At 37.8% G+C, this 21,162-nt stretch carries 17 protein-coding genes and 1 pseudogene; 10 read left to right on the top strand and 8 right to left on the bottom strand.

The genetic code is table 11. The features are described from left to right. Positions 1 to 1,125: a UDP-3-O-(3-hydroxymyristoyl)glucosamine N-acyltransferase gene (gene lpxD / locus M23134_RS15605; protein WP_002697785.1), complete on the bottom strand. Its 1,125-nt coding sequence runs from the start codon at positions 1,123 to 1,125 to the stop codon at positions 1 to 3. Between the two features lie 61 nt (positions 1,126 to 1,186). Then, a complete protein-coding gene (locus M23134_RS15600; protein ID WP_002697783.1) occupies positions 1,187 to 2,410 on the bottom strand; it encodes an HD domain-containing protein in 1,224 nt (407 codons plus the stop codon). A gap of 621 nt (positions 2,411 to 3,031) precedes the next feature. On the opposite strand from M23134_RS15600, the gene porX reads away from it, so the two are divergent. Beyond that, complete coding sequence (gene porX, locus M23134_RS15595) at positions 3,032 to 4,588, top strand: T9SS response regulator signal transducer PorX (RefSeq protein ID WP_002697781.1); 1,557 nt, start codon at positions 3,032 to 3,034, stop codon at positions 4,586 to 4,588. A gap of 232 nt (positions 4,589 to 4,820) precedes the next feature. On the opposite strand, the gene M23134_RS38285 is transcribed toward porX, so the two are convergent. Continuing rightward, entirely contained in the window at positions 4,821 to 5,582 is a 762-nt protein-coding gene (locus M23134_RS38285) for a WG repeat-containing protein (RefSeq protein ID WP_002697780.1), read from the bottom strand. Positions 5,583 to 7,004: 1,422 nt separating this feature from the next. On the opposite strand from M23134_RS38285, the gene M23134_RS15585 reads away from it, so the two are divergent. From M23134_RS15585 to M23134_RS15575, 3 genes are all read left to right on the top strand, one after another. Then, positions 7,005 to 8,438 (top strand): PP2C family protein-serine/threonine phosphatase, encoded by a 1,434-nt coding sequence (locus M23134_RS15585; RefSeq protein ID WP_002697777.1) that lies wholly within the window; start codon positions 7,005 to 7,007, stop codon positions 8,436 to 8,438. Between the two features lie 110 nt (positions 8,439 to 8,548). Beyond that, a complete protein-coding gene (locus M23134_RS15580; protein ID WP_002697775.1) occupies positions 8,549 to 8,854 on the top strand; it encodes a hypothetical protein in 306 nt (101 codons plus the stop codon). Between the two features lie 179 nt (positions 8,855 to 9,033). Continuing rightward, positions 9,034 to 9,534 (top strand): Hsp20/alpha crystallin family protein, encoded by a 501-nt coding sequence (locus M23134_RS15575; protein WP_002697773.1) that lies wholly within the window; start codon positions 9,034 to 9,036, stop codon positions 9,532 to 9,534. A 177-nt stretch (positions 9,535 to 9,711) separates the two neighbouring features. On the opposite strand, the gene M23134_RS15570 is transcribed toward M23134_RS15575, so the two are convergent. Then, on the bottom strand, positions 9,712 to 10,719 hold the full coding sequence (locus M23134_RS15570; RefSeq protein WP_002697771.1) for a M12 family metallopeptidase: 1,008 nt from the start codon (positions 10,717 to 10,719) through the stop codon (positions 9,712 to 9,714). A gap of 309 nt (positions 10,720 to 11,028) precedes the next feature. On the opposite strand from M23134_RS15570, the gene M23134_RS15565 reads away from it, so the two are divergent. Continuing rightward, complete coding sequence (locus M23134_RS15565) at positions 11,029 to 11,958, top strand: DUF5996 family protein (RefSeq protein ID WP_002697769.1); 930 nt, start codon at positions 11,029 to 11,031, stop codon at positions 11,956 to 11,958. A 27-nt stretch (positions 11,959 to 11,985) separates the two neighbouring features. Beyond that, complete coding sequence (locus M23134_RS15560; RefSeq protein WP_002697768.1) at positions 11,986 to 12,276, top strand: GNAT family N-acetyltransferase; 291 nt, start codon at positions 11,986 to 11,988, stop codon at positions 12,274 to 12,276. 167 nt (positions 12,277 to 12,443) lie between these two features. Here the strand turns inward: M23134_RS15560 and M23134_RS38280 are convergent, their stop codons facing one another. From M23134_RS38280 to M23134_RS42730, 4 genes and pseudogenes are all read right to left on the bottom strand, one after another. Continuing rightward, positions 12,444 to 13,982 (bottom strand): C39 family peptidase, encoded by a 1,539-nt coding sequence (locus tag M23134_RS38280; protein WP_082226583.1) that lies wholly within the window; start codon positions 13,980 to 13,982, stop codon positions 12,444 to 12,446. Positions 13,983 to 14,175: 193 nt separating this feature from the next. Next, positions 14,176 to 14,571, bottom strand: coding sequence for a hypothetical protein (locus M23134_RS15550; protein ID WP_002697765.1), 396 nt, complete (start codon positions 14,569 to 14,571; stop codon positions 14,176 to 14,178). An 82-nt stretch (positions 14,572 to 14,653) separates the two neighbouring features. Then, complete coding sequence (locus M23134_RS15545) at positions 14,654 to 14,833, bottom strand: calcium-binding protein (RefSeq protein ID WP_045113678.1); 180 nt, start codon at positions 14,831 to 14,833, stop codon at positions 14,654 to 14,656. Positions 14,834 to 14,848: 15 nt separating this feature from the next. After that, positions 14,849 to 14,905 (bottom strand): annotated as a pseudogene (locus M23134_RS42730) (hypothetical protein); the annotation flags it as partial. Between the two features lie 896 nt (positions 14,906 to 15,801). Here M23134_RS42730 and M23134_RS15540 point away from each other — a divergent pair. The 4 genes from M23134_RS15540 (at position 15,802) to M23134_RS15525 (ending at position 21,006) form a co-directional block, all read left to right on the top strand. Further along, positions 15,802 to 18,015, top strand: a complete 2,214-nt coding sequence (locus M23134_RS15540) for a tetratricopeptide repeat protein (RefSeq protein WP_002697759.1) — start codon at positions 15,802 to 15,804, stop codon at positions 18,013 to 18,015. Between the two features lie 327 nt (positions 18,016 to 18,342). Then, a complete protein-coding gene (locus M23134_RS15535; protein ID WP_232296809.1) occupies positions 18,343 to 18,903 on the top strand; it encodes an RNA polymerase sigma factor in 561 nt (186 codons plus the stop codon). Further along, a complete protein-coding gene (locus tag M23134_RS15530; RefSeq protein ID WP_002697755.1) occupies positions 18,900 to 19,958 on the top strand; it encodes a hypothetical protein in 1,059 nt (352 codons plus the stop codon). The genes M23134_RS15535 and M23134_RS15530 overlap by 4 nt, the downstream gene beginning before the upstream one ends. Further along, complete coding sequence (locus tag M23134_RS15525) at positions 19,939 to 21,006, top strand: hypothetical protein (RefSeq protein WP_002697754.1); 1,068 nt, start codon at positions 19,939 to 19,941, stop codon at positions 21,004 to 21,006. The genes M23134_RS15530 and M23134_RS15525 overlap by 20 nt, the downstream gene beginning before the upstream one ends. The last annotated feature ends 156 nt before the right edge of the window (positions 21,007 to 21,162 follow it).

Genomic DNA, 21,162 nt, shown 5'->3' with positions numbered 1-21,162 from the left:
TTAAGAGGAAAGCATATTTAGAATTTTTTCTTCTAGTTCTTTTACTATTTTCTTGAGGTTGTCAAGTTCTGAGTTTGCTTCTGGGCTGATCCCATTTTTCTCAAGCTGATCAACTCTTTTTTGCAAATCGGGGAGTTTGCGGAACACCACAGATGACTTCATAAATCCGTTGTAGTCAAAGGCTGGATAGCCTTGAATCTTGGTTCCTTTTTTCTTAATACTGCTATTAATGCCCGACTGTGCCCCTACTTGGGTATTGTCAGGAATGATGATATGCCCGGCAAGTCCTACCTGACCACCAATGGCACAATTTTTACCAATTTTAGAAGAGCCCGATATGCCTGCCTGAGCAGCAACTACCGTATTTTCTCCTATCTCTACATTATGCCCTATCTGAATCAGGTTATCAAGTTTGGCGCCTTGCCTTATCACAGTACTGCCCGATCTTAGTGTGGCACGGTCAATCGTAGTGTTAGAGCCTACACTTACGTAGTCTTCTACAACGACATTGCCCAGTTGAGGAATGGTTTTGTAAGAGCCGTCTTGTTGAGGAGCAAAGCCAAAACCATCGCTGCCTATCACAGCTCCCGCGTGAATGGTACAAGCCTTGCCTATGACAGCGTTGTCATATACTTTGGCCCCTGCATACAATATGGTTTCGTCACCTATTTGTACATTGTCACCTATGTAGCTATGTGGATATATTTTTACATTTTTGCCAATCTTGCAGTTTTTACCAATATAGGCAAAGGCTCCAATATAGATGTTTTCACAATCGCTTACCCCTTCTGTCCCAATAAAACAAGGTGACTCTACCCCTCTTTTGTTGAGTTTCACCATTTTATCGTATTGTTCGAGCAAAGCAGTAAAAGCGGAGTAGGGATCTTTTACTTTGATGAGTGTGGTATCGATTTCTTTTTTAGGGGAGAAATCTTCATTTACAATCACTGCATCTGCAGATGTGGTGTAAATAAAGTTTTCGTATTTTTCGTTGGCCAAAAACGAAATAAATCCTGAGCCAGGGGGTTGTTTATCAATTTCTATCACATCATGAATTTCAAGGGATTCATTTCCTTGAACTTCACCACCAACAACAATAGCGATTTGTTTTATTGTGAACTTCATCAAAAGCCAAATATAAATTTATCTAAATGAATTCTACATTTTAAAATGTATTTCTAATGTTTTAGCATCTCGCCCAACAAACATAATATTTTTTTACAATCTTACGCAAAGCTTTAATATTTGGCAAATCAGAGGCTTGAGCTATGTCAGCCACTTTACCCTGTTTGGTAATAATGTTTATATTATCACCTTTACTTAGATAAGCTTCATTTGCAGTAGAACCTTTTACTACAAAGTATTTTGCTTGTTTATTGGAAATTTGATAATGTTTTGCGATTGCCTCCCGCTTCTTGTCAATAGCTGCGGAATCATATTTTTCGGACGACAAAGTTACTTGAAATAATTTTCTGTCCAATAACATTCTACTAATTGTTGATAATACCTTATCCTTGCAAGTAGACCATTGTTTGACAGATGACCAAATATCAATATCATCAAGGTTGGCAAAAGCCTGCAAAAGCGCTGGCTGTTTTCTAAACTCGTTGATCCCAACAGAATTTTGCAAAAGTAGTAATAAATTAGGGGAGGCAATTACTTTTTTATCTTTTTGTATCAAGTGCTTGATTCGGTTCACCAACTGTACCAACATTTGTTCTGCACTGATATTGGTCTTATGCAAATACACCTGCCAATACATCAAACGGCGTGCTGTCAAGAAGTTCTCAATGCTATAAATGCCTTTTTCTTCTACCACCAACTCATCTTCATGCACATTGAGCATTTTAATGATCCGGTCTGCCCCAATGGTTCCCTCCGATACTCCCGTAAAAAAACAATCTCTCTGAAGATAATCCAGCCGATCAACATCTAACTGACTGGAAACCAATTGATGAAAGAACTTTCGAGGATAAGTATCTTTAAAAATACTCACTGCCATTTCTAAGGCTCCGCCAAACTCTTTATTTAATTGCTCCATAAAAAGCAACGAAATCTGCTCATGAGAAGTACTGGTTAGTATATGTTCTAAACCGTGCGACATAGGACCATGCCCAATGTCATGCAAAAGAATAGCAATTTGGGAAGCTTCAAGCTCCTGATTAGATATTTCGTGCCCTTTGTTACGCAAGTTATCAAGTGCTAAACCCATCAAATGCATGGCACCCAACGCATGGTGAAACCGGGTGTGTAAGGCTCCTGGATAGACATAGCCTGACAAACCCAGCTGTTGAATTCGTCGTAATCGCTGGAAAAAAGGGTGCTCAATCAAGTCAAAAACAAGGTCAGAAGGTATCTTAACAAAACCATATACCGGGTCGTTGATTATCTTTTTTTTGTTCAAAAGCATGCAGGAGATTAAAAGTGTGAATAAAATGAAATTGGGAAGGTTTTGAAAAGAAAATCTTAACAATTTCGTCGGTTGAAATGTATGAAAGGTAGCTTGGTAGTTAGAAGCACCAACAGGGGCAAGCTTTAAGCAACAAGTCGCAAGTCCTTAGATACCGATGAATATCGGTGCTATTCCCTGTTTAACTCCGTTGAGCTCATCACAGCAAGCTGCTGTAGATTCGGTTCATAGGGAGCCATCAAGTTTTTAAAGTGCTTATTTTCAGTTGTTTACAAATTTGACAGTTAGAAGTACCACGTAGTACCGATCCTGATAGGTATTGGAATGGTAAGCAAACGCTGATCAATTTGAAATTCAAGTACAATATAAAACAACCTACAAATCATCTAGTACTCTAGATAAAGCGTTATTCTGTCCCTACTTAAAAGCTAGAATAGTACACTTGTTACCTCTAACATTAACCAACAACCTAAACCTCTACAAATGTAGAACTATTTCTAATAATTTATAACAAGGCACGTGTTCTTCTTGTCATTCTTAAACAATATATGCTTGTTGCAACATACCAGATAATAAAACTTAAGTAATCTCGAAAGACAAAAAATTTAACTAATAAAGTATATGCAAAGATATTCTATTTTATGGGCCGATGATGAAATCGATATGCTCAAGCCTCACATCATGTTTTTAGATAAAAAAGGCTATGATATTACTCCTGTAAACAGTGGTGCTGATGCCCTAGACAAGTTTCAAGAAGAAAATTTTGATGTCATTTTTCTTGATGAAAATATGCCAGGCATTTCCGGGCTGGAGGTACTTGCCCAAATCAAATCAGAGAAACCCAATGTACCAGTAGTCATGATTACCAAGAGCGAAGAAGAACACATTATGGAGGAAGCTATTGGGTCTAAAATAGATGACTACTTGATTAAACCACTCAACCCTAATCAAATATTGTTATCCGTCAAAAAGATTTTGGAAAACAAGCGTTTGATCACTGAGAAGACTAATATGAGCTATCAGCAAGACTTCCGCAATATTAGTATGGCCTATACCGATGATATTGACCATGAAGAATGGGTAGATATTTATAAAAAGCTGGTATACTGGGAGTTGGAGATAGAGAACACCGAGCACAAAAGTATGGCTGAGGTGCTGGAAATGCAAAAAAGCGAAGCCAATACCAACTTTGTGAGGTTTATCATGGAAAACTATGAGGACTGGTTGAACGACAAAAATATTGAACGCCCTATGTTGTCGCACGAACTCATGAAAGAAAAGGTTTTTCCCTTATTGAACGATGAAGAACCAGTCTTCTTTATTGTAATTGATAATTTGCGTTACGATCAGTGGAAAATTATAGAGTCGGAAATCAATGAATATTATAAGGTAGCTGAAGAGTCTGCCTATTACTCTATTTTGCCTACTACTACGGCTTACGCCAGAAACGCTATTTTTTCGGGCTTGCTGCCCAACGAAATGGCAAAATTTCATAAAGACTTATGGGTAGAAGAAAACGAAGAAGGAGGTAAAAATTTACACGAGGCCGACTTTCTTGAGCGTCAACTTCAACGCTACAGGCTGGATATAAAATATTCTTATAACAAGATTATTACCCAAAGCCAAGGCCGAAGTCTGGTAGACACTGTGCATAACTTAATGGGCAACCAGTTAAACGCCGTCGTATTTAACTTTGTAGATATGCTTTCTCATTCGCGCACTGATATGAACATGATGCGTGAGCTTATGCCCGATGAAGCCGCCTACCGCTCACTCACCAAGTCGTGGTTTTTATACTCTCCTTTGTTCGATTTACTCAAAAAACTTTCTGAAGAAAAGGTCAAAGTAGTGCTTACTACCGACCATGGTACCATAAGGGTACGTAAGCCTTTCAAAATAGTAGGAGACCGTAATGTAAATACTAACTTGCGTTATAAACAAGGTAAAAACCTCAGCTTTGACGATGACGATGTTTTGGTGGCACGTAAACCAGAAAAGTTTTTCTTACCCAAACTCAATGTATCTACTACTTATGTGTTTGCCCTGGAAGATTACTTTTTTGCCTACCCCAACAACTTTAACTATTATGTAAGTTACTACAAAGATACTTTTCAGCACGGAGGGGTGTCGCTCGAAGAAGTGATTATTCCTTATGTATTGTTAGACCCTAAGGGTTGAATGGTGTAAAGTACCTAATAAAAGATGAGAAATCTCCACACACTATCAAGCTTACGTAGTTCGAGGCATTGATCGGGCTGTGAAGCCACAGCCCAGGGCGGAGGGTTGAATGGTGTAAAGAACCTATTTCATGGCAAAAGCATTCATGCTATTATAAAAAATAGTATGAATGCTTGTTTATTGTGTAAGTAAAACGGAGTTTGTTGTTACTATTTCAGAAGTGCATCAGTGCTTATTTACTACTGTCAGCAACCCCAGCTAAGTTTTCTTGTTTAGGCTTTGCTTTCTTTCTGGGACAATTTTTTACACACTTACCCAGTTTGTTGATATAAAACCAAGCAGTGCCAATTTTTGCTTGTGCCAGGCCGTGGTCATTAAAATCAAAAACCTTATCGTACTTGATAGGGATAATTATCTTTCCCGAAGTGTCAATAAACCCATACCTACCTTCTAGTTGTACTCTTGTCAGGTTATTTCTAAAGTCCCACGCATCTTCATATTTAATCGGAATAACTACTTTACCGTGTTTGTCAATAAACCCAAACAGATGCCCTTTTCTTACTTTGGCCAATCCATCGCGGTAAGGGCTTACCCAGTCATACTTACTTTTAATATTCTGCAAACCAGTTTCAGTAGTTTGGCTGGAGCCACGATCAAACAAAAAAAGATTGGGCTTATTATACAAAAAGAGAAGAATCATAGAAAGGATACCTATAATGCCCAAAAAACGTAAGTTACTGATGCTATTGGGGGCAGTGCGTTCGGTAATGCTGACTGCCATGAGTCGGTTATTTTTTTCGCTCAGAATGAGGGCAAGTTGCTCTTCATTATTGGCAACTTCGCGCTTGATTTGGCGAATGTGTTGTCGGTATTGTTTAAGTTCTTGTGGAGTATGTGCTAAGATTAACTTGAGTTGCCAACGGTATAATAAGTCATAATTTTCCCTCAAATGTTTTTTTAGCTGCTTTATCTCCTGGTCGTAATTGGTCGTCATGTTGTTTTTATTTATTGAAGCAAGCGTCAAATATTATTCGTAAAATCAAGTTCTGTACCACTATAGCATAGTGTACAATTTAGTTGAGTTTTATTTTCACCCGTTTGTTTGCCCGATTAAAATAAAAGAATGGTGGTGGTAAGTAATTATAAAAACTATTAAGTGATGCCTGAGGTGTAAAAGAGAGGGTAGTAAAAAGAAAAAGGAACTGTAACGAGCTCCTTTTTCACCAAATCTAAAAACTACTTTAAAAAAAACTACACATTATATATTTACCATAATAATTGTAGCAAATATATTGAAGTTTGAAACTTCATTTTTTTTAAAACTAAAACTTACCTATATATACCTTTTTATCATTTAAAATGTTCTACAAATTTCTTAAAAAAAACTAAAAGCCCAATATCTGTAAGATAAAACAAAAAAACATCGGTAGTTTTTTTATGTAACCCTTTTTTATAGGACGCATAAAAAGAAAAAAGCCCCCAATCTGAGCGCTTTTTTCGATCACCTATTTTTCATAAACATTACAAATGATAATGGTTGAAAGTCAAATCTTTTTATTAAACAACTAAAACCTTGTATCAATAACTGACTTAGTTATGGCTACAGGGTTTGTTGATAACAACTTGCTTTTCAAAAATATCATATATGTACTTATACCCTTATTGGTATTGAGCAACGGACAAAAAAAACAAAAAAATAATTATAACATTCTATAAAGAAGCTAACACACTTAAAATCAATCCATTATCCGCTACAATAATTCAGTGTGTTTTTAATATAATTGCCCTGGCGAGCATCAATAGAAAAGTTAAACGCATAAAAAAACCAATCGAACTCCCATATCGATTGGCTGTTTATTATTCAACAACTAAGTCTGGTATAATTACAGTTGCACATTTATAAAAATGTCGGTTGTTCCGTTAGCAGAGAATAAAATGAAAGAAAATATCTTTCGTATAAAAAATGTTTAAATAATAGCAAATAGAATATTTTTTTTGCTGATTGGAAGCAATAGTAGTGATCGTTTTTACCACTTTGCTGCGTTTACAAAAGTAAGCATACTTACTTGCTCAAAAAAAGTAAATTAATAAGGGTTGTTACCCATGTAGGATTCCTTGTAATTTTGTAGTTGATGTTATAGATTAATCAAGTACTTTTATTGCTAAATAATTGACCTGTAATGGCTTGTAAGTAAAAGTTTGTACCAGTTAAATGTACACAGTGATGATAGTTTTAGGTAGGAAGCAGAACGATTCACTGATATATTATTTGTTTTCACGTAACAAATATACACTCAGCAAGTAATTACAAACAATAATGTATTCGCATTATTTTGAGCAAATCACAAAGCTTAATATTTTGTATTACAAAACACCCCTCTTACAGTTTTTCTGCTGATTTAAAGTTAATATACAGATGCAAAATGCCATCAAAGATTTTATAAAATGGTTTATACCTCCAAATATTTCTCCCCAGAGTGAAGATTACCGAAAGGCAGGCCTGGTAATTTACTCTATCTGGATTACCCTGTTCTTTTCAATGATCTACCTTTTTGTGGCCATGTCTATATGCTTGCGCGACCTGGTAGATACGCTGATTATTACGTCCATATTTTTTGTAACTATACTATTTCTTTTTAGGTCTACTGGCAGGCTTATCCTTACTGGTAACCTATTTGCCGCCAACCTATTTATCATCAGTGTGATCAGTATTATTGATACGGGTGGCATTGACTCCCCCTCTATTGCCTGGCTTATACTGCCTACAGTAGCAGCTTTGATGTATGCCAATAAAAACTCTGCCTTTGCCTGGGCAGTTGTAGCGCTGGCATTTATTATAGAGTTCTTTTTGGTGGGTTTGTATGGCATTACCTTTACCGCAAAATACCACGCAGAGGCACGCAATGTATACGGTTTTTTTGCTTTCACTGGCTTATTTAGCTACTTGTTGGTCATATTTGTAATATATGAACAAGCCAAAGAACGCTTTGCTCTTCAACTGAAGGCCGCTAATATAAAAATCTCAGAAAAAAACGAAGAAATTCAAACCCAGTCCAATTATTTGTCGGAAGCCCTGCAAGAAATTACCCATAGTATAGAATACGCCAAACGAATTCAACGGGCGGTATTGGGAGACTCCAAAGATTTGATTGAAAAGTTTCGCCAGGGTTTTGTACTATTTGAACCCCGTGATATAGTTTCAGGTGATTTTTTCTGGCACTCTAGCCTGACCAGTTTACGGGGCGACTCGATGAAAGTACTCATTGGGGCAGATTGCACCGGACATGGTATTCCTGGAGCTTTTATGACTATTATGGGCAATGCTTTGCTGGATGAGATAGTCAATGAGCGAAAAATTACTGCACCCAATCAGATTTTGCAAGAACTAGATCAAAAGGTGGTGGCTACCTTGCAAAAAAAAGACAAAGGTGAAGGCATCAATGATGGCATGGACATGGCAGTATTGGTAGTAAACGAAACCCAACAACAAGCCTACTTTGCTGGTGCCAAATCACCCATGTGGTACATTAGCCAAGGAGAAATACATCAAGTCAAAGGAAGTAAATATCCCATAGGCAGCAATCAATACAATACTGTCAAAGTATATGAGAGCCACACAATCACATTACACCCCGACACCATATTTTATTTGTTTTCTGATGGTTTTCAAGATCAGTTTGGGGGTAGTGATAACAAAAAATATTTACGAAGTCGTTTCCGAAGGTTCCTACTTTCCATCAGTCACTTTCCATTTAGTAAACAAAAAAACCTGCTGCAACAAGAGTTTACCAGTTGGAAGGGAAGCAATGAACAAACCGACGATGTATTGGTAATAGGCGTACAAGTTTAATTTTTTTTAAACAATCATTCTTTTTTTTCGTAACTTTGTGTAAAAAGGTATTTGGTTATACCAGCTACCTTTTAAATTTAATAACTCATATAACTTTAGCTCAAAATATTATGGATTTGATTAGTGCTATTTTCCGCCCCGAAGTAATGGTTTTTCTTGTTCCTATCACTGCCATTGCCGGGCATTATTTTTACCGCGCTCAAAAGCTAAAGGCGGGCGATCAACTAAGTGGCGAGGAAAGAAAGATGTTGTCACATGTAATGAATGAAAATGAGAACCTTAAAAACAGGGTAGAAAACCTTGAGTCGATTATTACCGGACTGGACAAGGAGTTGCTTCAGATAAAAGTAAGCGAAGATGCCAAAGAGGTAGAAGATAAGGTACGTAAACTGGCCGATGCACTAAAACAAGGATAATGGTATCTGCAAATATTACTGCCAATTTGACTGACTTACTAAGCATTTCTCTTGATTTTATCGATATTTTCAACTAATAAATCTCACAAAAAGTCATAAAGGCAGTAAAAAAGTTTTGGCTTTTATATTGTATAGCCAATTATATACTTTTTCATTTAACCATTAACCTCGATAAAACCATGCATAACAAACACAATAAAGACGATTATAAAAAGAAGTTTTCCGATTTATTTGGAAACGACTTTGAAGATCTCCGCAAAGAGTTTGTAAAATTTGGCAAAGAAATTAAAAAAGAATTTGACAGTGTTTCACAGGAGTTTCGCAAGAAGGCAGAAGAAAACATGGAGTTTTATGACCGGGTTCCTCCCATGAACATTATAGAAACGGCCGATAGTTACCGCTTGGAGCTTGCCGTACCCGGCTATAAAAAAGATGATTTCAAGATCCACCTGGACGAGCGCGAACTCAAGGTGTCGTTGGACATTGAAACCCAAAAAGTAGAAGGAGAAACGTATCACTACAAGGAGTTTGGCTACGCTAAATTTTCACGCAAATATAATTTACCCGAAACAGCCGACCTGGACAGTATAGAAGCGAAGTATGATGCGGGACTTTTGAGGGTAATTATTTCAAAAAAAGAATCAGCAAAGGATAAAACAAGGGATATTAAAGTTGATTGACCCTCTTATTTGATGCTCGTAAAAATAAAAACCTGCGCTGAACTCAATGTTTGGGCAGGTTTTGTTTGTCGAACTGATGATCTCTTGATGATGCACTAATAAATAAAACCCTTGATTCGTGGAACGAATTCAAGGGTTTTGCTTTGGGTAAGGTATTATTTGCTTATTGCTTATTGTTTAGGCGTAGTACCAGCTACCATTCACGTTTACTACTTGACGCCAGCCTGAGCTATAGTAGTACCAAAGGTTATTATAACGGTACACTCTCAAACCATCGATGGTATAGTATTGTCCGTTTTGGTAAGTTGGAGTACCAGGGTTTCCATCAGTACCTGGATACATTTGATTGATCCCGTCTACATCGGCACTAGAAAGACCATTGCGTTGTACATCAAAAGTGCTTCCGTCTTTTTTGGTAATGGTAGGTTGTCCATTGTTTGAAAATCCAAAAGAAGAATACATCATTACCGAACCAAAGTCTAAAGTATTGGTATACTCTTGTCCATCAGCTCCTGTCTGCTGGTAAGTTCGGAAGTTGTTCTCATACCCTGACTTGATTCTATCAAAATAAACAGTAATATAGCTATCACGGTCAGCGCGGGTGTGTTCGTGCCACAAACCTACAGCATGACCAATTTCGTGGATGGTATTACCAGTAGAGCAACCAGAAGCCAAGTTGATGTATTGACGACCACCTTGCATACCTACATTTGAGGAACACCCACCACCTACACGAAAAGTGATATAGTTAGATTGGTTGGTTCTTTGAATAAAACGAAGGCTTGTTTTAGCTTCCCAGTGGGCTATGGCATCGGTTACCCGAGATTGGTTAGGCAAGTTGCCGTCTATGGTGTAATACACAGTGTTGTTTGGCCAGCGTCCAGAAGTACGCCCTACGCTTTCGCTTTGCAAACCATCTAATTTCTTAGGAGTGCTACCCACATGTTTCTTATTAAGGATGATGTCACCTTCGGCAATATACTGTCCTTTGATGACTTGATAAGAAACTGGACGAATGCCTAAGTATCCTTTTTGAACTTGCCCTTTTTGATTTGGGAAAGCTTGTTCTACGCTCATACCTTCAGAGATAGAAGCAGTGTTGGTAGTAGGAGTTAAATTTTCTTTATTTGTTGAGCAGGCTGTAAACAGCAAAAAACTTAAAACGATTAACGATAATTTTTTCATTGTATAAAATATAATATTGATGTGTAATATAAACTTGACACAATGTTCTGGAAAATAATTGAATAATCAAATTTTCCAGGGTATACAAAAAGGGTACAAGTGAAGTAAACAACTTTTAAAAAAGTAAACATAACTATCAACAGGGCACCACAGAGGGGTTTATCGACAGAAAAACAGGTATACGGAAAATAATTAACTTTTTATCAAAAAAATATTGCAATTGGCTAGTTAACTGGTGGAAAGTTATTGTTTTTTACTGTAAACAGATACAAAATACCGAATTCACATACATCAAAATCGCTTATGATAATGACAAAACAAACACACATTTCATCTTGTGGCAGTCCTTGGCCTGCTCTAGAGTACAATACTTGGAAAGATACGTTAAAAACTGTGCATCAATGGACCCAAATTGTGGGTAAAATAAGGCTGGTAAGTATGCCTTGGCAAAACCACTCTTGGCACACTGCTTTATACATTACAGCACGAGGGCTCACCACTGGCAGCATGCCTTATGGCAATGGCATTTACGAGATCGAGTTTGATTTTGAAAACCACCAGTTGATCATCTCTTCTACTTTTGAGCAAAATGTGGTAATGGCATTGCGCCCCATGACAGTAGCTGATTTTTACAAAGAACTATTTGATAAACTGCAAGGGCTGGGTATTGACATAAAAATACACGGGCGCCCCAACGAACTGGAACACAACACCCCATTTGCAGAAAATGTACAGGATAAATCATACAACCAACAACAAGTAGTCAACTTTTGGCAATTGTCGGTAAGCGTATCCAATGTATTTTCCAGGTTTAGGAGTGATTTTGTCGGCAAATGTAGCCCAGTACATTTTTTCTGGGGAGCGTTTGACATTGCCTTGACTCGTTTTTCGGGAAGAGCAGCTCCTTTGCATCATGGGCAAGCCCCCAACATGCCTAAAGAAGTTATGCAAGAGGCTTATTCGCAGGAGGTGAGTAGTTGTGGCTTTTGGCCAGGAGCCGATAATTTTCCTCAACCTATGTTTTATGCCTATAGTTACCCTTCGCCAGCCAACTACGGTAAGCAACAAGTGAAGCCCCAGGAAGCATTTTGGAGTGAGGATATGGGCGAGTTTTTCTTGCCTTATGAGGCGGTACGCACTGCTGAAAATCCAGAAAAAACCCTGCTGGACTTTTTACAATCTACCTATGAAGCGGCAGCCAATACTGGTAACTGGGACAGGGAACACTTAGAACGATAAACAATCAATCAAACACTGTACAACTCAATGGAAACATACCAGGTACATATCACCGAAGAAAACAACAAAGGCAAAGCATATATTGGTACCAATGCCAAGCCTTTGGCTGCCATGACTTACTCAAAAGCAGGCAATGATTTAATTATTATTGACCATACTGAGGTAGATCAAAGCTTGAGGGGGCAAAATATAGGACGCCAATTGCTGGATGCTTTGGTAGCAATGGCACGTAACAAGGGGATTAAGATTATGCCCTTGTGCCCTTATGCCAAAAGCGTATTTGACAAGGACAATTCTCTCAAAGATGTGTTAAAATAAATATTTGATATTGTACACAGCAACTACGTTGGGGCTCATCACCACAAGCTACAGATTTGGAATGTAGGGAGCCACTATTTATTTTCAAACCTGATATTTTACCTAAAAAAAATATCCCCTCTGACAATATTTGAGGGGATATTGATACTTATGCAATGGTGATTTATTTATTGAAAATATATCTCATGCAACCATATATAACCATCTGGGGCAAAAGCTGCTTTTACATCATCTTTATGGTACTTGACAAACTTACCAGCAGTGGCAGTTTTGTAATAACCCGAGCTACCATATTTGCCATCCCACTTACCATAAGGGTCATGTACAGTGTAGTAGGTACCATCAAAAGCTAAGAACACCACCAAATGCCCATAGCTAGTAGTATAACCGTGCGCCATTACTGGTTTGCCCTGTGCCAACAATTGATTGAGTTTAGACATAGAGCCATATTGAGTCCCTCTGTCTCGCACTCTTAGCCCAAAATGTGCAGCTTCAGAATTAAACACTGATTGAAATCCAGGTACTGTTTGGGCTTGTCTTTTACCATAATGGTTGGTAATTTGATCGGGAGTAGTATTGCCGCCATAAAAATTGATAACCATCGCAATCGCAGTATTTTGACAAGAGGAATAAGGATATACGCTATTGTTGAGTTGCCAGTAATAGGGTACACCTGAAGTGCCTCCTCCCCCACCGCTCTGCACATTATTGAGGTTGCTTCCTCTTCTGCTCACCAACAAGCTAGTTTTGTTGGCGTTATATACTTTAACGGTAGTATATATTTGCCCACTTTGGTTAAACTTCATGCTAAAGTTCTTTGTAGTAGTAGTTTTGCCTGCTCCTATAGCTATATTGCTGCTTGCTACAACCCAATTGCCAGCGCTTCGGTTAATTTCTATCTCTACATAATAGCTACGATTCATTGAGGTCTTAGTGTTTTCGGTCAGTTGCACTGATAAAGTCTCGTTACTATTAACAACTAAAGGAGTGGTGGTGTAAAAAAAAGAACCAATGGTAGGCTTGGGTGTACCACTGTTAATGCTTACTATCTGCCCATTGGCGTATACAGTCTCTACGCTACCATTTTTTATGGTTACTCTGCCCGAAGGGACATTCAATATCACATTGCTTCCGCTATAGCTCACCGATACTTGACTTTTAGCAATACTTTGTAAGTAGAGCACATCGGCACCGCTGGCATCGTCAATAACATCATACCCACCATACAAAGCATAGTAATATTTATCATTGCCTGCTCCTCCATACAGCTTATCATTGCCTTTGTCTCCATAAAGTTTATCGCTACCGTCTTGTCCATACAAGTCATCATTTTCTTTCCCCCCATATAGGTCATCATTGCCCGAACCTCCATATAGCTTGTCATTGCCTTGATCACCCTTTACTATGTCAGAGCCATCGTTTCCTTGGAGGTAATCATCGCCCTTACCTCCGTAAATCACGTCATCGCCTCCATTGGCATATACTTGATCGTTGCTGGCATAGGCAATGATTTGCTCAGAAGCGGAAGTACCTTGCAAAAAATCTTGTCCAGAGGTGCCATATACTGTACGTGTAGTAGTCATGCGGCTTTTAGTAGTGGTTGTTAATTGCTTTGTCTCAGGTTTGGGGTCTGTTTTTTCTGTTTTTTTGCAGCCATAAGTCATAAGTGTTGCCGCAAAAATGAATAACATGTAAATCTTTTTCATAAGAATTTGTGATTAAATAGTCGGTAGTAGCAATACAGCGTTAAACCCATCTAAATAGTAAGAATATAATTAATTTATAATGAGCCAATTAATCTTACTTATAGCTTATCATTCACTGCTTGTTTCTACTTATAATTTCTTTGTACATAAAATATTGAAACTTGTCATGGCTTTCGCTCACGGTGAGGTTGCGTTAGTGGCGCTTCCCTTGGTTGTTTACCACCCAGGTATAGTTTGTTTTTCCTGGAGTTACCCACTCCAAAAAGAAATAGCAATACATAGGGTAATAATTACCACCATTGTTGTAGCTAAACCATTTATCTATGGTAAAGCGGATATCATCTTTCCGTAGGTAAGCAGTATTAAAAGATTGTTTGTAACCATTTTTGGTTAATTGATATTTGAGGGTAATGCCCCAAGAATCTTCAGTAGCAGTGCCATTGGTTACGGTAGCCCAAACATTATAACCAAACTTGTGGAGGGTAACACTTACAAAAGCAGCACAGGCAACACCTGCATGCCCATTGGCTTCGTCAGGCAGAGATCGCCAGTTGTCATCAGCATATTGAGCACGTATTGCTATTAGCAATACTTACTACTTTACTGTCTCTATGCTACCATTTTGTATGGTTACTCTGCCCGAAGAGACACTCAATATCACATTGTTTCCTCTATAAGCTTACTGATTGATTTTTAGCAATACTTTGCAAGTAGATCAAATCGGCACCGTTGGCATCTTCAATAACATCATAACCACCATACAAAACATAGTAATATTTATCATTGCCTGCTCCACGATACAGTTTGTCGTTGCCTTTGTCCCCGTAGAGTTTATCGCTACTGTTCGTCATTTTCTTTCTCTCATACAGGTCATCATTGCCCAAACCTCCATATAGCTTGTCATCGCCTCCATTGGCATATACTTGTCGTTGTTGGTGTAGGCAATAATTTGCTCAGAAGCTGGGGTACCTTGTAAAAAATCTTATCCAGAAGTACCATAAATGATTTTAGTAGTAGGCATCCGATTGGCTATATTGGTTTGAAGGTTCTACAGTTGGGCATGCCTTTTCTGTTTTAGTACAACTCCCCATTACCAAGGCTACTACCCCTCCGCTAACAATTTTTTTTTCATTACTTTGTAATTAATGTTTGAAAAAATACGCTCTGACAATGATTTGATAATTGTCTTGGAGCTGATGCAATGATAAGAGGTGAAACTCAATAGAGGCAAAAAAGGGAGGTGAACAAAAAGTAAACATCATGAAAGGGATATTGGCAATTGAGTAAACACTTTGCTCTTGTGCAATGCATTAGACTAAAAATAAAGTACTGATAATCAATTCTTTATTAAAGAAAGGGAAATGTAAACATATCAAGCAAAAAAATAATTTCACTAAATTTCCAGGAAGGTTTATAGCATTATTAGATCAAAAATTCAATGCAAGCTATGGTCTTCATAATGCTTTAAAGAGTCACACATAAGACACTGATTAAAAGTTTTTTACAAAAAACTCACTTACTATTTCATAGGTAATATCTATCAAGTATCCCGTATTGGTCTATATAAAATACCTGTATAGTAGCTCAATCAGGTTTATTCAAAAATATAATTTATCTAATATTTAAACTCTAATTAACCATTGTTTTATAATTTGATAGCCTCGTTTTTTAGCATTTTATTTGAGAAAATATTTCAAGATTTGATTTGGCAAAAAAACCAAAAGCATTATTATATAAGCCTTCCTTCCAAAATAATAAATGATCAGAAGCATTCTTCACTCAAATTCAGTTGAACACTCATGAACAAAATAGCCGCTCTATGAGAATTTTTATTACAGTATATTGTTTAGGGTTGTTTTGGTGCTCAGTAACTGGGTATGCCCAAAACTCCAACATTGATAGTTTACAACGCCTACTGCTAAAAGCGGATGCCCCCAAAGAAGAGGTACAACTACTGGATGCCATAGCCCAAAAACTGCAACCAACAGATGCAAAACAAGGGCTTGACTACATCAATAAGGCTATAGCATTGGCAAAACAAAACGCCCTCAGTACTCAGCTTGCCTATTGCAAACTCACGCTTGCTTCTCTGCAAAACAGGCTCAAAAGGTTTGGCAAATCTAAACAAAATATTGCTGATGCGTTGGCTTTATTTCAAGCACAAAATAATGTAACAGGGCAAGTACAAGCTTATTACTTGATGGGTATAAGAGCAAGCGATCAGAACAACGAACAAGAAGCCATTCGGCATTATCAAAAAGCATTAAAAATCAACACAAAAACGTCTACTAGTGATCAAAAAAAACAAGCTAGTGCAGATATACACAATGGGTTAGGGTATTCTTACGATGTGCTAGGCAAGCTCCCCAAAGCAGTAAAGTATTATCAACAAGCCCTTGCTACCTACAAAGCATTGGGCAACGAAGCACGCCAAATGGCTTTGCACATTAACCTAAGTCAGATAGAAAGAGTTTTGGGAAATGTAGGGCGTGCGTTTACACATGTTAAAAAGGGCTTGAAGCTGGCTAAAATGCTGAAAAACACAAAAATGGAGGGGTATTTATATAACAATCAAGCCATTATCTATGAGAAACAGGCAGAATATACAGAAGCACTTAAGTTGTATCAAAAAGCCTTGAAGTTCGATGAAGAGGCAGGAGATAAAGATGGAATGGCGCTTTCGCTCATGAATATTGGAAATGTTTATTTGTTCACAAAAAAATATAAACAAGCCTTTAATACTTATCAAAAGGGGATGAAAATAGCGCAAGAAACTCACAACAAGATGATAGAGCAACAGCTCAAGGGTAATATTGCCTATGTAGAGTTCAAAATGGGTAATTATGACAGCGCCATTAGTAAGTTTCTTGAGGAGCAAAAGTATTATAAACAACAAGGATTAGAAAAACAGCAAGCCATTGCATTGGCAGATATGGGAGAAGTGTGGGAGGCTAAAAAACGTTATGAAAAGGCACTTACGCTGTATGAAGAAGCTTATGCCCTTTTCAAAAAAATTCAAGATAAACGACACCTGGCTAAGGTAACTAATGCAATCGCCGAAGTGCGCTTTAAAATGAAAGACTATGAGGCTGTACAAAAACACCTAAAAATAGCCCAAAAACTAGCCAAGGGGGTAAACGCCAAAGATATTTCTCAACGTATATTTTTGAATTTATATAGACTTGACTCTGTTAGACAAAACTATCAATTGGCTCTTCATTATTACCGTCAATATAGCGTATTGAAAGACAGTAGCAATAACCTTAAAAAAAACAAACAACTGGAGGTCTTGCGTATCAAATATGATTTGGCAGATAAAGAAAAAGAGGCGCAAAAACAAAGTAAAAAAGCAGAGATTATGGCACAAAATGCCCGTTATGATCAACTGCTGATTTGGAGCCTTATTGGAGGATTTACACTAGCAAGCATAGCAGTTACTTGGTTGATTTTTTGGCAACGTAGTAACCAAAAAAAACTCAATCAACTTAAAGAAACTGAACGGGTGTTGTTGCAGGAGCGCTTGCAACGCAAAGAGATAGAAGAACAAGTATTACAAGAACAACTGCGTGCTGACCAAGCAATCCAACAACAACTCAAAGAAACCTTGGAACACAAAAACCATGAGTTAACCAAACAAACCTTGTACTTGGTACAAAAACGTCAGTTTTTGGGCGAGCTAGAACATAAAATCAAACTAATATCGCAAGAGTGCAACCCTACTGCCCAAGGCAAACTCAAGAGCCTTAGCAAGACCATTAAGAAAGAATCGGCTGAACACAAAGAATGGGAAAAATTTAGGCAAACGTTTGAAATAGCGCACCCTAAGTTTTATCGAAACCTCAAAGAATTGTTTCCTGAGCTTACCCCCAACGAAATGAAGTTGTGTGCTTTATTACGACTTAACTTTAATACTAAAGAGTTGGCATCTATTCTTAATATAACTACCGAAAGTGCCAACAAAGCACGTTTTAGACTGCGTAAAAAGCTGAACCTTTCAGACGAAAACCTGAACGAGTATTTAATCAATTTATAGGCAACACTGGCTTTATCTACAAGCAGAAACTCTACTGCATTCATCAAAAAACTAAAATTTTATTTAAATTGGATTAAAATATCAACTAAAGGCCACAGGGTCAAGCATTGTACCTTTAATGATAACAAAGTTTTACATTAGTTAATTACTTGTAGCTCAACCTGTAAACACGCTCTACCTGGGAGGTGGAAATACAAAGTGTTATTTTTCGAAAAAAGTTGGCTTTTTTTGAGAATGCATGCAACCCTTGACTATTACGAGGGTCTTTACACCGAACCTATAAATGTAAGAGATGTGCTACAAAGAGCAGCTTTAAAGCAAAAAGTCTTGAAGAAAGGATATACTGATATACACCAAAAACTGGTGGAATCTTGTAAGCGAGGTGACCGTAAGGCACAATATGAATTATACAAGCTTTACTCAAAAGCCATGTTTAATATATGCATGCGCATTACCAATGATTATGCAGAAGCAGAAGATGTGTTGCAAGAAGCTTTCGTGGATGCTTTCCGAAAGTTAGATACATTTAAAGGTGATGCTACTTTTGGAGCCTGGCTCAAACGAATTGTGATTAATAAGTCTATTAATCATGTCAAAAAACGTAAAGCCGACTTTGTGTCGGTAGATAATATGGATTTTGGTGAAGAACCACCCCGTACCACTAAAGAAGATGAGATGGAGCTTAAGCTTCAGGTAAAACAGGTACACCGTGCCATTCAACAACTCCCCGATGGGTTTAGAGTGGTTCTGACTTTGTACTTGCTGGAAGGCTACGATCACCGCGAAATCTCGGAAGTACTGGGTATTTCAGAATCAACATCCAAATCACAATACAATCGGGCAAAAAAACGATTGTTAAGTATCATTAGAGAAAATGTATTGATATGACTCGTCTGAATGATAAAATATTAGAAGATTTCATCACCCAACACCGTAAGGCGCTGGAGGTGTTTGAACCACCCGCTGAAATGTGGCAACGCATCGCAGAGGAACTGGACAACGATGCCCCTATAGCCCTTGACGAAGAGGAGGATGGCTCTGATATGCATACATTAGAGACTTTTATCAGCCAAAACCAGTCAGACTTAGATCTGTTTGAACCACCCACCGAAGCCTGGCAACGCATTGCTGGAGCATTAGACAATGTCTCAACCGAGCGTGACCAAGAAGATGCTCAACTTGAAGGCTTTGTAATGGAGCGTCAAGATGAATTTGATGTATTTGAACCATCGTTGGAAGTATGGCAAAAAATTGCGGAAGAAATCAGTGACCCAGTTTTGACTGAACCAACCCAATCGTCGCCAAGCCATCATCAAACCACAACAGATGAACTACTAGAGCAGTTTGTTACAAAAACCAGGGACGAATTCAATATGTTTGAACCACCTGCCGAAATTTGGCAACAGGTTTCGGGAGCACTGGACAACGACTATACAGGCAAGGTCATTACTTTGTCTTATCGTTCTATTTGGAAAATAGCCTCAGCAGCGGCAGTTATCCTATTAGTTGGTTTTATTGGCGTGAAATTTTGGGGAGGGCAAACACCTGCTTCTACTCATGACAATATGGCGACCACAGAAGACTCTACTATATTAAAAAATACTTTGGCAGACGATTTTAACCTCAAAGAGTTAGATCCTGAACTTGCCGAAGCAGAAAGCTACTACACAGAATTGATTGCGGAAAAAAAGAAGGAATTAGATAAGTATTCTTTAGAAGATGTAACACTAAAAGAAGAATTTAAGGGGGATATTTCTGAACTGGACTCTACTTACAATGCTTTGAGAAAAGAGTTGTACAATGTGCCCAGCAAAGATAAAGTAAGTGAGGCAATGATATTGAATTTACAGACTCGTATCGAGATTCTGAACCAACAACTTAAGATTTTAGAAAAAGCGAAGAAAAAGACAAAAGGAAAGAAAAATGAAAAAATGGACATTTAATATATTGATCCTTTTCTTAGTACTAAACACAGCCACTACTTTTGCACAGGTAGAAAAAACTAAGAAAGTCTCAAAGTCTTATACTGTAAGCAACACCACGGCTTTGAATATAGACAATAAGTATGGAAAGGTACACATCAACACCAACAATGGCAATACCATTAAAGTAGATGTAACTATGGTAGGGCGGTCGTCAAGCGGTGAACGTGCCCAGGATATTCTAGACAACCTAAAGGTAGATGTGGTAGAGGGCAATGAAATTAGCTTTCGTTCGGGTATTATCTCCAGCATTCGTTCATCGCGTCGTTGGAAACGCAAAGGCACCCGTTCTTTCGAAATCAACTATTTAATATCAATGCCTAAAAACATAAAACTTAAGGTAAAAAATAAATTTGGCAGCGTATTTTTAGGCGATTATATCGGAGAACTTGACTTATATGTGGCCTATGGCAGCATTAAAGCCGGCAAAATAACCAATGTAGAAGACAAAAAAATCAAAGTAGCTTTTGGTTCTGCCGACATAGACCAGGTAGAACAAGGAGAATTGACAATAGCTTACGGGTCGCTCAAACTAGACAACGGCAAAAAACTATTGGTAAAAAACAGCTTCTCTACAATGGAGATCAGAGATATTCAAGACTTAGACATCACGAGCAAGTATGGAACTGTCAATATTACTAAAGTAAACAATCTGTCAGGCAGTTCATCTTTTGATACTTTTAAAATTGGTGAGTTGAACAACAACTGTACGCTTAAGCTGAAGTATGCCAAAGGGTTTGAAGTAAGCCGGGTAAATAAAAATTTCAAAAAAATAGACATTGACGGACAGTTTAGTGCTATGGAGCTTCGCTTTGACGAAGGGGCTTCGTTTGACTATGAGGTGAATACCAAATTTGGCAAACTCAAAGCAGCTTTGCGCCAAAAGATGAAGATTAGAAAGCAAATAGAACAAACCAATAGCAACTACTACGAAGGAAAGTATGGACAGGGCAATGCCAAATCTAAAGTAACCATTAAGTCTAAGTATGGTAGCGTGAGAATTAAGTAAGTGATGGACTCAGGCTGAGTGCTACAAAACATCACTACATTTTGGCAATATACAGAATGTCCAACTACGATTTTATATATTTAAAAACATCTCTTAATCTGAGCATTAAGAGATGTTTTTTTATGTATTGTAAGCAGTATGTTCCAGAAGTTTTTA

Origin of the sequence: Microscilla marina ATCC 23134 (genome assembly GCF_000169175.1) — a bacterium.
GTDB lineage: Bacteria > Bacteroidota > Bacteroidia > Cytophagales > Microscillaceae > Microscilla > Microscilla marina.
This window is presented reverse-complemented; position numbering and strand designations above follow the sequence as displayed.

Bases quoted from the DNA above. Each gene is read 5' to 3' on its own strand.
- porX (WP_002697781.1), top strand. From the start codon at position 3,032: ATGCAAAGATATTCTATTTTATGGGCCGATGATGAAATCGATATGCTC.
- M23134_RS15545 (WP_045113678.1), bottom strand. From the start codon at position 14,833: ATGACGAACAGTAGCGATAAACTCTACGGGGACAAAGGCAACGACAAA.
- M23134_RS15600 (WP_002697783.1), bottom strand. From the start codon at position 2,410: ATGCTTTTGAACAAAAAAAAGATAATCAACGACCCGGTATATGGTTTT.
- M23134_RS15560 (WP_002697768.1), top strand. From the start codon at position 11,986: ATGGAAACATACCAGGTACATATCACCGAAGAAAACAACAAAGGCAAA.
- M23134_RS15565 (WP_002697769.1), top strand. From the start codon at position 11,029: ATGACAAAACAAACACACATTTCATCTTGTGGCAGTCCTTGGCCTGCT.
- lpxD (WP_002697785.1), bottom strand. From the start codon at position 1,125: ATGAAGTTCACAATAAAACAAATCGCTATTGTTGTTGGTGGTGAAGTT.
- M23134_RS15570 (WP_002697771.1), bottom strand. From the start codon at position 10,719: ATGAAAAAATTATCGTTAATCGTTTTAAGTTTTTTGCTGTTTACAGCC.
- M23134_RS15575 (WP_002697773.1), top strand. From the start codon at position 9,034: ATGCATAACAAACACAATAAAGACGATTATAAAAAGAAGTTTTCCGAT.
- M23134_RS15580 (WP_002697775.1), top strand. From the start codon at position 8,549: ATGGATTTGATTAGTGCTATTTTCCGCCCCGAAGTAATGGTTTTTCTT.
- M23134_RS15585 (WP_002697777.1), top strand. From the start codon at position 7,005: ATGCAAAATGCCATCAAAGATTTTATAAAATGGTTTATACCTCCAAAT.
- M23134_RS15530 (WP_002697755.1), top strand. From the start codon at position 18,900: ATGACTCGTCTGAATGATAAAATATTAGAAGATTTCATCACCCAACAC.
- M23134_RS38285 (WP_002697780.1), bottom strand. From the start codon at position 5,582: ATGACGACCAATTACGACCAGGAGATAAAGCAGCTAAAAAAACATTTG.
- M23134_RS15525 (WP_002697754.1), top strand. From the start codon at position 19,939: ATGAAAAAATGGACATTTAATATATTGATCCTTTTCTTAGTACTAAAC.
- M23134_RS15540 (WP_002697759.1), top strand. From the start codon at position 15,802: ATGAGAATTTTTATTACAGTATATTGTTTAGGGTTGTTTTGGTGCTCA.
- M23134_RS38280 (WP_082226583.1), bottom strand. From the start codon at position 13,982: ATGAAAAAGATTTACATGTTATTCATTTTTGCGGCAACACTTATGACT.